This window comes from Stenotrophomonas sp. AS1 (assembly GCF_048957655.1).
Taxonomy (GTDB): domain Bacteria; phylum Pseudomonadota; class Gammaproteobacteria; order Xanthomonadales; family Xanthomonadaceae; genus Stenotrophomonas; species Stenotrophomonas bentonitica_A.
In genome coordinates this window covers 207,114-219,963 of record NZ_JARVXM010000006.1, presented here as the reverse complement: position 1 = coordinate 219,963, position 12,850 = coordinate 207,114, and the positions used below count along the sequence as shown (strand labels likewise).

At 68.6% G+C, this 12,850-nt stretch carries 13 protein-coding genes; 5 read left to right on the top strand and 8 right to left on the bottom strand.

What is annotated here, in order from left to right; genetic code table 11:
• Nucleotides 1–135: 135 nt before the first annotated feature.
• Entirely contained in the window at nt 136–1,023 is an 888-nt protein-coding gene (locus PV764_RS09970; protein WP_046271989.1) for a LysR family transcriptional regulator, read from the bottom strand.
• A gap of 110 nt (nt 1,024–1,133) precedes the next feature.
• On the opposite strand from PV764_RS09970, the gene PV764_RS09965 reads away from it, so the two are divergent.
• Nucleotides 1,134–2,579 (top strand): MFS transporter, encoded by a 1,446-nt coding sequence (locus PV764_RS09965; RefSeq protein WP_421116537.1) that lies wholly within the window; start codon nt 1,134–1,136, stop codon nt 2,577–2,579.
• A gap of 15 nt (nt 2,580–2,594) precedes the next feature.
• Here PV764_RS09965 and PV764_RS09960 read toward each other — a convergent pair whose 3' ends face one another.
• Genes PV764_RS09960 through PV764_RS09945 form a run of 4 tightly spaced genes read right to left on the bottom strand, consistent with a single transcriptional unit; the run spans nt 2,595 to nt 5,487 of the window.
• A complete protein-coding gene (locus PV764_RS09960; RefSeq protein WP_421116536.1) occupies nt 2,595–3,404 on the bottom strand; it encodes an N-formylglutamate amidohydrolase in 810 nt (269 codons plus the stop codon).
• Nucleotides 3,397–3,948 (bottom strand): NUDIX hydrolase, encoded by a 552-nt coding sequence (locus PV764_RS09955; protein WP_019182404.1) that lies wholly within the window; start codon nt 3,946–3,948, stop codon nt 3,397–3,399. The genes PV764_RS09960 and PV764_RS09955 overlap by 8 nt, the downstream gene beginning before the upstream one ends.
• The gene (locus PV764_RS09950; protein WP_237393507.1) at nt 3,945–4,910 is read right to left on the bottom strand and encodes a 5'-3' exonuclease; all 966 of its coding nucleotides are present in this window, start codon (nt 4,908–4,910) and stop codon (nt 3,945–3,947) included. Before PV764_RS09950 ends, PV764_RS09955 begins: the two co-directional genes overlap by 4 nt.
• Before the next feature lies 1 nt (nt 4,911).
• Nucleotides 4,912–5,487 (bottom strand): nitroreductase family protein, encoded by a 576-nt coding sequence (locus tag PV764_RS09945; RefSeq protein WP_421116535.1) that lies wholly within the window; start codon nt 5,485–5,487, stop codon nt 4,912–4,914.
• A gap of 331 nt (nt 5,488–5,818) precedes the next feature.
• Here PV764_RS09945 and PV764_RS09940 point away from each other — a divergent pair, with 331 nt between their 5' ends.
• Together PV764_RS09940 and PV764_RS09935 are read left to right on the top strand one after the other, a co-directional pair.
• Nucleotides 5,819–8,140, top strand: coding sequence for a DUF1631 domain-containing protein (locus tag PV764_RS09940; RefSeq protein ID WP_284128342.1), 2,322 nt, complete (start codon nt 5,819–5,821; stop codon nt 8,138–8,140).
• Nucleotides 8,141–8,212: 72 nt separating this feature from the next.
• A complete protein-coding gene (locus PV764_RS09935) occupies nt 8,213–9,295 on the top strand; it encodes an NAD(P) transhydrogenase subunit alpha (RefSeq protein WP_019182400.1) in 1,083 nt (360 codons plus the stop codon).
• 89 nt (nt 9,296–9,384) lie between these two features.
• Here the strand turns inward: PV764_RS09935 and PV764_RS09930 are convergent, their stop codons facing one another.
• The 3 genes from PV764_RS09930 to PV764_RS09920 are packed head-to-tail and all read right to left on the bottom strand — an operon-like array spanning nt 9,385 to nt 10,720.
• Nucleotides 9,385–9,813: a DUF3106 domain-containing protein gene (locus PV764_RS09930; protein ID WP_019182399.1), complete on the bottom strand. Its 429-nt coding sequence runs from the start codon at nt 9,811–9,813 to the stop codon at nt 9,385–9,387.
• Nucleotides 9,813–10,148 (bottom strand): hypothetical protein, encoded by a 336-nt coding sequence (locus PV764_RS09925; RefSeq protein WP_421116534.1) that lies wholly within the window; start codon nt 10,146–10,148, stop codon nt 9,813–9,815. Before PV764_RS09925 ends, PV764_RS09930 begins: the two co-directional genes overlap by 1 nt.
• Nucleotides 10,145–10,720, bottom strand: a complete 576-nt coding sequence (locus PV764_RS09920; protein ID WP_070426673.1) for an RNA polymerase sigma factor — start codon at nt 10,718–10,720, stop codon at nt 10,145–10,147. Before PV764_RS09920 ends, PV764_RS09925 begins: the two co-directional genes overlap by 4 nt.
• Before the next feature lie 130 nt (nt 10,721–10,850).
• Here PV764_RS09920 and PV764_RS09915 point away from each other — a divergent pair, with 130 nt between their 5' ends.
• Both PV764_RS09915 and PV764_RS09910 read left to right on the top strand, forming a co-directional pair.
• Nucleotides 10,851–11,159, top strand: a complete 309-nt coding sequence (locus PV764_RS09915) for an NAD(P) transhydrogenase subunit alpha (RefSeq protein ID WP_019182396.1) — start codon at nt 10,851–10,853, stop codon at nt 11,157–11,159.
• Nucleotides 11,156–12,610 carry an NAD(P)(+) transhydrogenase (Re/Si-specific) subunit beta gene (locus PV764_RS09910; protein ID WP_421116533.1) on the top strand — a complete coding sequence of 485 codons (1,455 nt, stop codon included), beginning with the start codon at nt 11,156–11,158 and terminating at the stop codon, nt 12,608–12,610. Before PV764_RS09915 ends, PV764_RS09910 begins: the two co-directional genes overlap by 4 nt.
• Nucleotides 12,611–12,850 lie beyond the last annotated feature (240 nt).

Genomic DNA, 12,850 nt, shown 5'->3' with positions numbered 1-12,850 from the left:
AGACGTGCCGACCAACGGTCGGCACCTGCCGGGTCACCCCCTGACGTCGCGCGGTGGATCACGACCGTTGGTCGTGATCGCCATCGCCCCGTGCACCATGCGGTAGATCACGACCGTTGGTCGTGATCCGGCGGGTTACCAATCACCACCCAACAACGCCTCCGCCAACACCTGCAGCTTCGGTGAGGCCTGCCGCGAGGGCGGGTAGACCAGCGACAGCACCCGGCTGCGGCCCTCGAACGGTTGCAGCACCCGCTGCAGCCGGCCGTCGGCCAACGCATCGGCCACCGCGAAATCCATCACCTGCACGATGCCGATCCCGGCCAGGGCGCCCTCGACCAGCGGGTCGCCGCTGTCGAACACCATCCGCGCCGGCGGGGTGAACTCGCGCAGCTGGCCCTCGGCCTCGCGGAACTGCCAGTCCACCAGCCGCCCGCTGCGCAGATTGCGCACCGCCAGGCAGGCGTGATCGTGCAGCGCATCCACCGTGGCCGGTTCACCGTGCTGCGCGAGGTAGGCGGGGGAGGCGACGGTGACCCAGTTCAACGGCCGCAGGGGGCGCGCCACCATGCGCACATCGCTGATCGGCCCGGTGCGCAATGCGGCGTCGAAGCCTTCCTCGACCAGATCGACCAGCCGGTCGTTGAGCACCAGCTCGAACTGCAGTTGCGGGTGTGCCGCCATCAACTGCCCGGCCAGCGGCACCAGCACCTTGCGCCCGAACATCGACGGCGCCGTCAGTTTCAGCACGCCCGACGGCGTGGAGGGGCGATCACCCAGCCGACGCTCGGCATCCTCCAGCCCACTCAGCAGCGGCGCGCAGTGCTCGACGAATTGGCGGCCATCCGGGGTCAGGCTGACGTTGCGGGTGTTGCGGTGAAGCAGGCGCACGCCAAGCGCGCTCTCCAGCCGTCCGATCGCCCGCGACAACCCGGATTGACTGATCCCCAGCTGACCGGCGGCGAGGGTGAAACTGCGCGCCTCCGCCACCTGCACCAGCATGCGCACGGCGTTGAGATCCATGACGTCCTCCGATTCATGCGGATATGCATGACAGATATCGAAGTATCCGGGTTTATTTATGAAGCGTCATCAATGAGACTGCCCACCTTCTTACGCAGTACCGAGTCGGCATGACCTCCCCCCTGTCTCCCGCTGGCGCGCCGGCGCCCGCATTTCCACGCCTTGCCCTGGCTTTGCTGGCGATGGCCCAGCTGATCATCGCGCTGGATTCCACGATCATCTTCGTCGCGCTGCACGAGATGGGCACGCAGCTGCAGATCAATGCCCAGCAGCTGCAGTGGATCGTCAGTGGCTATACGGTGGCCTTCGGCGGCTGCCTGCTGCTTGGCGGCCGCGCGGCCGATCTGCTGGGCCGACGCCGTATCTATCGGCTTGGCATGGCGCTGTTCGCGCTGGCCTCGCTGGTGGGTGGGTTCAGCAGCAGTGCGTGGCTGCTGATCGCCGCCCGCGCGGTGCAGGGCATCGGCGCGGCGCTGCTGTTCCCGGCCACGCTGGCGCTGATCAACACGATCTACGCCGAAGGCGCGCCGCGCAACCGCGCGCTGGCGATCTGGTCGATGGCCAGCGCCGGCGGCCTGGCCTTGGGCACCCTGCTCGGTGGCGTGCTCACCCAGAGCTTCGGGTGGGCCTCGGTACTGCTGGTGATCGTCCCCTTCGCCAGTGGCTGCGCGCTGCTGGGCGGCTGGTGGCTGCCGCGCGATCCCGCGCCGCTGGCGGGCCGCTCGTTCGATCTGGCCGGCTGTGTCACGGTGACCCTCGGCGGCAGCCTGCTGGTGACCACGCTGGTGCAGGGCCCGGAGTGGGGCTGGCTGGCGCCGCGCACGCTGATCTGTCTGGTGGTATCGGCGGTGATGCTGGCCGCCTTCGTGCAGATCGAACGCCGCAGCCGCGACCCGCTGATGCAGTTCTCGCTGCTGCGCCTGCGCAGCCTGCGTGCGGCGATGCTGCTGACCATGCTGTTCATGAGCAGCTACGGCGTGCAGTACTACTTCCTGGCGCTGTATTACCAGGATGGCTACGGCTGGAGTGCGCTGCAGGCTGGCCTGGCGTTTCTGCCCCCCACCCTGGTGTGCACCTTCGGCATCCGCATCGCCGAGCGCATGCTCGCGCAGCGTTCGCCGCGCCAGGTGCTGGCGGTGGGCATGCTGGCCGGAGCGATCGGCATCGCCGCGGTCGCCGTTGCGTTGCCGTATGGCGCGACCTACTGGGCGCTGCTGCCGGGCATCGTGGTGCTCAGCCTCGGCCAGGGCATCACCTGGACCTCGATGTGGATCGTGGCCGGGCAGGGCGTGCCGGCCGCGCAGCAGGGCGTGGCCTCGGGCATGGCCGCCACCGCGCAGCAGATCGGCGGTGCGCTGGGCCTGGCGCTGCTGGTGATGGTGGCCAACGCCGGTCGTGGCAGCGCCGGTGCCAGCAGCGACGCGGCCCTGCAGGGCATGATCCACGCGCAGTACGGTGCGGCACTGTTCGCGTTGCTGGGCGTGGGCGTGGCGCTGTGGCTGCGGCCGCAGCAGGACCGTGCAGCGCCCACGCCGGTGTGCGCGGGCGAAGGGTGAATCGATCACCAAGCCTTACGCAGGCGGCAGTGCGTCCAGTTGCGGCTGCAGGGCGGTGAAGATCCGCGCCAGGCGCTGTGCCCACGCCTGCTGGCCAGCGGCAGCGGCAATCAGGTCCTGGCGGATCTCCAGCTCCACGTGCACCAGCCCGCGGCCTTCGCCATGCACCGGCACGGCGTAGTCGCTGGTGCTGCTGACGGCGTAGGGCTGGTTGTCGCCCACCACCAGGTCGCCTTCATCGCGCAGCGCCTGCAGCAGGGGAAGCGCGAATCGCGTGTCGCGGTGGTACAGCACGCCGGCATGCCAAGGCCGCGCAGCGTCATTCATCACCGGGGTGAAGCTGTGCATCATCACCAGCACCGTCGGCCGGGCCTGCGCGTGGCGGGTATCGAGCTCGGCGTCTATGCGCGCATGGTAGGGCGCGTGGATCGCGTCGATGCGCTGCTGTCGCTGCGCCGCTGTCAGGCGCTGATTGCCGGGAACGACGGTAAGGTCACTGACCGCCGGCATCAGCGTGGGCGAAGCCAACGGCCGGTTGCAGTCGATCACCAGCCGCGAATATGTCTGCGTGATCGCCCAGGCATCCAGCAGCCGTGCCAGTTCCACGGTGACCCCGGCGATGCCGATGTCCCAGCCGATGTGGCGGTCCAGCTCGGCCTGCGGCAGGCCGAGATCGTCCAATGCGGCCGGCACCTGCTGGCCGGCGTGGTCGGCGATCAGCACGAAGGACGAACGGCCCTGCGCCTGATGCACCGTGAACGGAGCCGGGTCGGCCGGCCCGAGCAGTGATGCGCCGGTATGTGGATGGAACAGCGAATCAGCCACGCGGGGTCCCGTCCAGGTGGTGTTCGATCATCCACAGCCCGGCCCACAGCTTGGCATCCAGCTCGTAGCCCTGGCCCATCTTTTCGACCAGCCACGCCGCGGCGCGGGCGCGGGGAATCTCGTGCACGGTGATGTCTTCGCTGGCATCGCCGCCGCCTTCACCGACCTTGCGCAGGCCGGTGGCACGCACGAAGGCGATCTTCTCGCTGCTGGCACCGGAGGAGGTCGGGCCGATCATCAGCACTTCAGCGTGGTCGGCGGTCCAGCCGGTTTCTTCCTCCAGCTCGCGCACCGCCGAGACTTCGATGGATTCACCGGCATCGATGTCGCCGACCAGGCCGGCGGGCATCTCGATGGTCCTGGCCTGCAGCGGTATGCGGAACTGCTCGACGAACAGCACGGTGTCTTCGGGGGTGACCGCAATGATGATCGCGGCCAGGCCACCGGCGTGGGTACGCTCGCTGTATTCCCACGTGCCGCGCACGACCATGCGCTGGTACTTGCCTTCAAAAACGACCTTGGGGGCTTGCGTATCGGGGCTCATGCGAACTCGCTGGCAACGGAAGAGGAATCGGACAGGCCGGCGGCGGCGAACAGGCGGCGCCGGGTCAACGGGCCGAAACGCAGCGCATCGCACAGGCCCTGCAGCATCTGTGCATCGGCCACGCCCCGGCTGAAATCGGCAGCGGCGCCCTCCAGCGGCGCATCCAGCGCGATGGTGGTCAGCTGACGCCACAGCAGCGCATGCTCGCGTTGTTCGCGCAGGCGCACGGCCATCTGCGCGGCACCGCGCAGGCGCAGGAACGGCACTTCATCCAGGCGCTCATACAGCACGTCCAGGCTGCCGAAGTGGGCCAGCAGCACGGCGGCGGACTTGGCACCCACGCCGGTCACGCCAGGGATGTTGTCGACCGCATCGCCGCACAGCGCCAGGTAGTCGGCGATCTGGTGCGCATGCACCCCGTGGCGCGCCTTGACCCCGGCCATGCCCCAGCGCTGGTTGCGTGCGTAGTCCCACTGTTCGTCATGCTCGAACAGCAGCTGCGAAAGATCCTTGTCGGCGGAGATGATCACCCCGCGCATGCCGGCGTCGCGGCGTGCGTGCAGGGCGCTGCCGATCAGGTCATCGGCCTCGTATTCGTGGTGGGCCAGCACCGCCAGGCCCAGCGCGGTGCACAGCGCCTTGCAGTGCGCGAACTGGCGGCGCAGCGCATCGGGCGCGGGATCGCGGTTGGCCTTGTAGGCAGCGTAGATCCGGTGGCGGAAACAGCTGTCCAACGCTTCATCGAAGGCGATGGCGATGTTGGCCGGGCGCTCGCGTTCGAGCAGGTCGAGCAGGAAGCGCGCGAAGCCGTGCACGGCATTGGTCGGCCAGCCCTGCTGGTCCTGGAATTCGTCGGGCATCGAGTGCCACGCGCGGAACACATACAGGCTGGCATCGACCAGATACAGCGGCGCACGCAGCGGCGGCGGGGGCATGCCCGGGCCGGCGGGAAGGGCGGACATCTCAGCCCTCCCAGTCCTGCAGCAACGCGGCCGCGTCCGGACGCTCACGCTCGGGCACCTCGGTTTTCGGGGTGCCTATATGGATGAAGCCGGCGATCTGCTCGCCCTCGGCCAGGCCCAGGCGGGCATGCACGGCTGGGTCGAACGCCATCCACGCGGTCAGCCACTGCGCCCCGAAGCCCAGCGCCTGGGCGGCCTGCAGCAAGGCAAAGCAGACGCAGCCGGCGGTCATCAGCTGCTCTGCCTCGGGCACCTTGGGGCTCGGGCGCGGGCTGGCGATGACGGTGATGATCAGCGGGGCATGGGAGAAACGCTGGCGATCCTTGTCCAACTGGGCCGGCGAGACCTGGGGGTCGCGCTCGACGGCGCGCTCGGCCAGGAACGCACCCAGACTGTGACGCGCATCGCCGGCGATCCGCAGGAAGCGGTAAGGCACCAGCTTGCCGTGGTCGGGCACCCGCACGGCCGAGGTCAGCATCCGCAGCAGGGTGGCCGGGTCGGGGCCGGGTTCACCCAGTTGCTTGGCGGGGACCGAACGGCGTGCATCCAGGGCGTGCAGGGCGGAGGAGACGGACATGGGTTCTCAATCAGACTTAACGATGCCCCGATTATAGTCGCGACCGTTTGTGACACGGCCTCGGACGATCTCGGTGCAATTTGCGACAAAACGTGATGAACATCACCTAATCAGCGGACTTCCTTCACGTGGCTGTACTCGCTTCCACGGCCTGCTGCGCTTACGATACAAAGCCTGCCGGGCCACCGGTGATGAGGTTTAAAGTGTCGACTGCTTCACTGTCTTTGATCGGTCGGCCGGCCTACCATCCGAGCGTGGGCGCATGGGGTGCGCCGGCGTTCGTTGTATCCATGTTGTACTCAGTGCCTGCGAGGGTGGGGAGCCTTTTCGCATGATCGCCACGCCCAATGTAGGGGGGCACCCGGGCCGTGACCCGGCGTTGTTGAAGATGGCCCGCGAGGCCGTGCTGCCAGGGCTGGTCGAGTCGTTCTCGACGGTGCTGGCGCGCTTTGACGATGTGTTGTTCGACCGTGCCGGTGACGCCGGCGCGTCGCAGTTGCTGTTCCTGGATGGCATGCGCGAGCTGCGCCGCCGCCGGGACGACATCGTGGCCGGCTTCAGCACCCACCTGGCCCAGGCCTGGGAAGCGCTGGAGCGGGGTGAACCGCTGTCGGCCGAGGCCACCCTGGCCGGGCAGGTCGAGGACGGGCTGAGCCTGGTGCCCGAGCATGTCCTGGAATCCCGGTTGGCGGTGCGCAACTTCGCCACCGTGCTGCTGCGTGACTTCAAGCCGGTGCTGTCGCGGCTGGACCGCCGCCTCGGCCTGATCGCCGGCGCGCTGGAGCTGCAGGCCGATACCAACCCGATCAGTCCCGAGCATCTGGGCGTTGCCATCCATGAGGCCTTCGCCGACTGTGAACTGGCCCCGGAAGTGCGCCTGGTGTTGATCAAGCTGTGCGAGCGCGATCTGCAGCAGCCGATCGGCAAGCGTTACGAGTACCTGGATGAACAACTGGCCGCTGCGGGCGTGATGCCGCAGATGGCCGCGCGCCGGCCGGCGCCGCGCGCACCCTCTCCGCCGCCGCGCGACGAGCGCGATGCATTTGATGGCTTCCAGGCCGAGGCCGGCATGGGATCGGCAGGCGAAGAAAGCCAGGCACCGGCCTGGGCGCGTCGCTTCGCCGACCGCTGGGCCGAGAGCCGGGGCCGCCTCCAGGGTGGCGGACAGGCCGGGTACGAAGGGCCGGGCGAGGGCGGTGACAGCCTCGGCGGCAACCAGGGCATGCTGCTTGATGCCCTGCACGAACTGTTGCAGCAGACCCGCCATGTGCGCGAGGACGCCACCTCGGCGGCCAGCGTCGCGGTGGGCCAGCAGCGCCCGTTGAGCCAGCGCGAGATGATGTCGGTGCTGTCGCTGCTGCAGGCCACGCCGAGCGCGACCCTGCGTGCGGCGATCGGCGAAGACGGCGAATCGCTGGCGCAGCGCCTGAAAAGTGAAGTGCTGTCCGGTGCGACCCGGCTGGGGGTCGACCCCGCGCAGGCCCGGCTGGACCCGCAGGACGAGGACGCGATCGATCTGGTCGGCATGCTGTTCGATGTGATGCTCGACGAGCGCGACCTGGAGGGCCGCTCGCGCGAGCTGATCGGCCGGCTGGTGGTGCCCTTCGTCAAGGTCGCCATGCTCGATCGCCGCATGTTCGTGCAGAAGACCCACCCGGCGCGCAAGCTGCTCAACTCGCTGGCCGAAGCCTGCGAGGGCAATACCGGCGAGAGCCAGGCCGAGCGCGTGCTGATGGGCAAGGTCGAAGAAATCATCGAGCGGCTGGTGGCCGAGTTCAATGAGAACCTGGCGATCTTCCTGACCCTGGAAGAAGAATTCCGCGAGTTCCTGACCCAGCATCGTCGCCGGATCGAGATCGCCGAGCGCCGGGCCGCCGAGACCCAGCGCGGCCAGGAAAAGCTGGAGATGGCGCGCCAGCGCGCCACTACCGAACTGGACCGCCGTATTGGCGATACCACGTTGCCGCAGGCCATCGGCGAGTTCCTGCGCCAGCCCTGGCAGCACCACCTGACCCTGACCGTGCTGCGCGAAGGCGAAGACGGGGCGTCGGTCGGTGAGGCGCTGAGCCTGGCCGATGGCATGCTGGAGGAAGTGGCCGAGGCCCGCCGCCATATCGTCGGCAAGCCGTGGCTGCAGGCCTGGCATCCCGCGCTGCGCAAGGTGTTTGCCAGCGTGGGGGTACACGCCGATGCAGCCACCAGTGCCATCGACGCGCTGCACGACACCCTGCAGGGCATCGCCGAATCGCGCCCGGAGCTTGAGCGCGCGCTGCCCGAACTGCCGCAGGTCGCGCTGCCCTCGCCACCGGCCCAGGAATCGCCGTCGGTGGAGCTGGGCAGCAAGGTGGATGTCAGCGATTTCGACAATGCCGATGCCGACCGCTTCCGCGGCCTGGAGATCGGCAGCTGGCTGGATTTCATCGACAAGGACGGCAAGGTCCAGGCCGGCAAGCTGTCCTGGGTGAGCCCGATTTCCCAGCGCCTGCTGTTCGTCAACCGGCGCGGGGTGCGCTTCTGCGTGGCCTCGCCGGAAGAACTGGCCGTGATGGTGCGCTTGGGTCGCCTGCGTGCGCATATCGACGATGGCGCCTTCGACAGTGCCATGCAGGGCGTGATCGATCGGCTGGATACCAGGAAGGCCACCGTGCATTGAGCCCGGAGGGCCACCTTGGCCTGACGATCAGGTTACGATCAGCCCACAATCCGCTGATCGTCGGGGACAGGCATGGCTGTCGAGGTGTTGGTGGTAAAGGAGCACGCGCCGGGGGAACGGCGCGTGGCGATGACGCCGGAAACGGCGCGCAAGCTGATCGCGCTCGGCGCTGGCGTGTCATTCGAACCGGGTGCCGGGTTGTCGGCCGGCTTCCCCGATGCGCTGTATCAGGAGGTGGGCGCGCAGCCCGCCGATGACACCCGCCTGGCCCAGGCCGACCTCGTGCTGTGCGTGCAGCCACCCGCCAATGACCGCCTTGCCCGGTTGAAACCGGGCGCCAGCCTGATCGGCATGCTGCATCCGCAGGCCGATGCCGAGCGCGCCGGGCTGATCCAGTCGCGCGGCCTGCAGGCGTTTCCGCTGGAGCGCTTGCCGCGTACCACGCGGGCCCAGTCCATGGACGTGCTCAGTTCGCAGGCCGGCATGGCGGGCTACAAAGCCACCCTGATCGCGGCGCAGCGTGCGCCGCGGTTCTTCCCGATGCTGACCACCGCCGCGGGCACGATCCGCCCCTCGAAGGTACTGGTGGTCGGCGCCGGCGTGGCCGGCCTGCAGGCCATCGCGACCGCCCGCCGTCTCGGCGCGCAGGTGGAAGGCTTCGATGTGCGTCCGGAAACCCGCGAGCAGATCGAATCGCTGGGCGGCAAATTCCTTGACCTGGGCGTGAGCGCGGTCGGCGAGGGCGGTTACGCGCGGCCGTTGACCGATGAGGAACGCGCCGAGCAGCAGCGCCGCCTCGGCGAGCACCTGCGCACGGTGGACGTGGTGATCTGTACCGCCGCCGTGCCCGGCCGCCCCGCGCCGAAAATCGTCAGCACCGCGATGGCGCGTGGCATGAAACCGGGCAGCGTGATCGTCGATCTGGCCGCGGAAACCGGCGGCAACTGCGAAGCCACCCAACCGGGCGAGGTGGTGGATCTGGACGGCGTGCTTATCGACGGCCCGCTCAACCTGGCCAGCCAGGGCGCGGTGCATGCCAGCGAGATGTACGCCCGCAACGTCTACAACTTCGTCGCGCTGTTCCTGAAAGACGGCGCCGTCACCTTCGACTGGGACGACGAACTGCTCGCGAAAACCCGCTGGGTCGCCGCCTGAAAAAACGGGGACGGGGGTAATTGATGACGACTCCCGTCCCCGTTGTTGGTCGTTGCTCCAGTGCTTCGGCGCTTCGGCGCTTCAGCGCTTCAGCGCTTGGACGGCGGCGCAGCAGGGGCGGGATTGGCCTTCAGCCATGCCTTGCGTTCGTCCGGCGTCATCCGCGCCCAGCGGTCGCGCAGCTCCTGCCGTTGCGCCGGGCTCATGCTGCGCATCTGACCGAACAATGCGCGCGCCTGCTCGCGCTGCTCCGGCGTCATGTTCTCGAAACGGTGGCGGCCGCGGTGCGCCTGCGCGCGCTGCTCCGGGGTCATGGTCAGCCAGCGCTGGCCGTGCTGCAGCATGCGCTCGCGCTGCGGGGCAGGCGCATCGTTCCAGCGGTCACGCACGGGCGCGATCAACGCCTCGCGCTGCTGCGGGCTGAGCGCGTCCCAGTCCGGCAGCGGGGCGGTCTGCGCCCAGCCCGCCGCACTCAAGGTCAGCCATACCAGCCCCAGGGACAGTCGCAGTTTCATCATCACTCCATTGCCAGGTCGGTGCCGCCCAGCCACAAATACAGATCGGGATTCTCGTCGAGGACATCGCTGCTGTCATCGGTGGCGCTCGCCATCACCGGTGCCGGCGGGGCGCTCGATTCGCCCAGGAGGAAACTGTAGCCCAAGGCGAGGGCGACCACTGCCGAACAGGCCGTCGCCATCCACCACGACGGCGCATGCCGCTTGGCCGGTGAGGCCGCATGGCGCGCGCTGCGCAGCCGCGCCAGCGTGGTCGGCGAGAGCGTATCCAGCGCCTGCGCATGCAGCTGCCGCAGGGCGGCATCGTCAGGCATCGAAGGGGGCAGGGGGCGGTTCACAGGGCGATCTCCAAAGACTGCTGCAGCGCTTGGCGGGCGCGCGAAAGATGGGTTTTGACCGCGCCTTCGCTGCAGCCCATGGCCTTGGCCGTGGTGGCGCCATCCAGGTCCTGCAGCACGCGCAGGGTGAAGGCCTCACGCTGGCGCGCGGGCAGCTCCCGCAGCGCCTGCACCAGTTGCGCGTACTGGTCGCGCTGCTCATGGGCCTGGGCCGGACCGGGGGCGCTGTCGGCCCAGTCGATATCGTGGTCGCTGCCGGCCTCGTCGCTGCTGCGCCAGAACTTCAGGCGGAAGCCACGGCGGCGCTGCAGGTCGACCACGCGGCGGCGCAGGATGCTCCAGAACAACGGCGCCCATTCGGCGGCGGGTTTGTCGCGATAGCCGAGCATCTTCAACATGCTGTCCTGCACCGCATCCAGCGCGTCCTCGCGCTGGCGCAGGCCCGCTTCGGCGAAGCGGAACGCGCGCGGGCCGATGCCGGCCAGGAAGGCGTCCAGCGACACCGGCAGCGCCACCTCGGGCGTGGCGGGCAGGTCGGCATCCGTCGACGGTAGTGGAGAGCTCACCAGCACAGGGTAGCGTTCCGGCAGGGGGATACCGTGAGAACGCCCCAGGGCGGGCGCGGTTGACCGGCCTGCCCGATTGGTTCAGCGCATGGTTATGATGCAGGGGACGGGATGACCGCCTGGGAGAGTGACTGCAATGAGCGACGGGTTCGTGGCGTTGTATATCTTCATGCTGGCCGCCATTGCCGGCCACGTGATCATTTCGCGGGTGCCGGTGATCCTGCATACCCCCCTGATGTCCGGGTCCAACTTCATCCACGGCATCGTGCTGATCGGCGCGATGGTGGTGCTGGGGCACGCGCAGACGCCGCTGGAGAAGATCATCGGGTTCATCGCGGTGGTCCTGGGCGCCGGCAACGCAGCCGGCGGCTACGTGGTGACCGAACGCATGCTGGACATGTTCAAGCCCAGCGCCAAGCGCGACGCCGGGGAGAAGGCGCCTTGAACGTGACCACCGCGCAGCTGCTGCAGTGGCTGGTCCAGGTGATCTACCTGGTCGCCGCGACCCTGTTCCTGCTTGGCCTGCAGCGCATGGCCTCGCCGATGACCGCGCGCAGCGGCATCCGCTGGGCCGGGCTGGGCATGCTGATCGCCACGGTAGCCACGTTCTTCCTGCCCGAGCTGCACAACATTCCGCTGATCCTGGCGGCGGTGGCGATCGGCACCGGCGTGGCCTGGTGGTCGGCCAAGCGCGTGGCGATCACCGACATGCCGCAGATGGTGGCCCTCTACAACGGCATGGGCGGCGGTTCGGCGGCAGCGATCGGTGCGGTTGAACTGCTGCGTTTCTCCTTCCTGGCCAACCGCGATACCACCCATTGGAGCGAGCAGGCGCTGGCCGATCTGGCCGCGCGCCAGCCGTCGGCGACGGTGCTGGCGCTGGCCGTGATCGGCTCGGCGATCGGTGCGGTGTCGCTGTCCGGCTCGATCATCGCCTGGGCCAAGCTCGACGGGCGATTGGACCGCCGCGTCACCTTCCCGGGGCAGCAGGTGTTCAACTTGCTGGTCGCGCTGGCGATGGTGGTGCTGGGCATCTGGGCGGCAGTCACGCTGAGCCCGGTGGCGATCATCAGCTTCTTCGTGGTCGCACTCGCACTGGGCGTGCTGATGACGCTGCCGATCGGCGGCGCCGACATGCCGGTGGTGATCTCGCTGTACAACGCGTTTACCGGCCTGGCGGTGGCGTTCGAAGGCTATGTGCTCGGCAACGAGGCGCTGATCATCGCCGGCATGATGGTCGGCGCGGCCGGCATCCTGCTCACACGCCTGATGGCCAAGGCGATGAACCGGCCGATCAGCGGCGTGCTGTTCTCCAACTTCGGCGGCGGCGGTGTCGCGCAGGAAATCAGCGGCGCGCAGAAGCCGATCGAGGCCAGCGACGTGGCCGCGATGCTGGCCTTCGCCGAGCGCGTGGTGATCGTGCCCGGCTACGGCATGGCCGTGGCCCAGGCGCAGCACAAGGTGTGGGAGTTGGCGCAGCGGTTGATCGATCGCGGCATCAAGGTGAAGTTCGCGATCCACCCGGTGGCCGGGCGCATGCCGGGGCACATGAACGTGCTGCTGGCCGAAGCGGGCGTGCCGTACGACCTGATCGCCGACATGGACGACATCAACCCCGAGTTCCCGAACACCGACGTGGTGCTGGTGATCGGCGCCAACGACGTGGTCAACCCGGTCGCGCGTACGGATCCGGCCAGCCCGATCTACGGCATGCCGATCCTGGACGTGGTCAACGCCCGCAACGTGGTGGTGATCAAGCGCGGCAAGGGCACCGGCTTTGCCGGCATCGAGAATGCGCTGTTCTATGCCGACAACGCCCGGATGCTGTACGGCGATGGCGCCGGTGCGGCGAGCGCGCTGGTCAGCGAACTGAAGGCCCTCGACGGCGGCCATTGAACACAGAGGTAGTGCCGGCCGCTGGCCGGCTCCCGCGATGCATCAGTAACCCGGTAGTGCCGGCCGCTGGCCGGCTCCCGCGATGCATCAGCAACCCGGTAGTGCCGGCCGTTGGCCGGCTCCACGCAACGCGTGAATACCAATGCGTTTCCGCCCAGGCGTCATGAAGAGCCGGCCAGCGGCCGGCACTACCAATACCCGGGATGAGGCGACCCGGAGCATCCGTCGATACCCGGTATG

Coding starts and splice junctions, on each gene's coding strand:
- PV764_RS09970 (WP_046271989.1), bottom strand. CDS start 1,023: ATGGATCTCAACGCCGTGCGCATGCTGGTGCAGGTGGCGGAGGCGCGC.
- PV764_RS09965 (WP_421116537.1), top strand. CDS start 1,134: ATGACCTCCCCCCTGTCTCCCGCTGGCGCGCCGGCGCCCGCATTTCCA.
- PV764_RS09955 (WP_019182404.1), bottom strand. CDS start 3,948: ATGAGCCCCGATACGCAAGCCCCCAAGGTCGTTTTTGAAGGCAAGTAC.
- PV764_RS09950 (WP_237393507.1), bottom strand. CDS start 4,910: ATGTCCGCCCTTCCCGCCGGCCCGGGCATGCCCCCGCCGCCGCTGCGT.
- PV764_RS09945 (WP_421116535.1), bottom strand. CDS start 5,487: ATGTCCGTCTCCTCCGCCCTGCACGCCCTGGATGCACGCCGTTCGGTC.
- PV764_RS09940 (WP_284128342.1), top strand. CDS start 5,819: ATGATCGCCACGCCCAATGTAGGGGGGCACCCGGGCCGTGACCCGGCG.
- PV764_RS09935 (WP_019182400.1), top strand. CDS start 8,213: ATGGCTGTCGAGGTGTTGGTGGTAAAGGAGCACGCGCCGGGGGAACGG.
- PV764_RS09930 (WP_019182399.1), bottom strand. CDS start 9,813: ATGATGAAACTGCGACTGTCCCTGGGGCTGGTATGGCTGACCTTGAGT.
- PV764_RS09915 (WP_019182396.1), top strand. CDS start 10,851: ATGAGCGACGGGTTCGTGGCGTTGTATATCTTCATGCTGGCCGCCATT.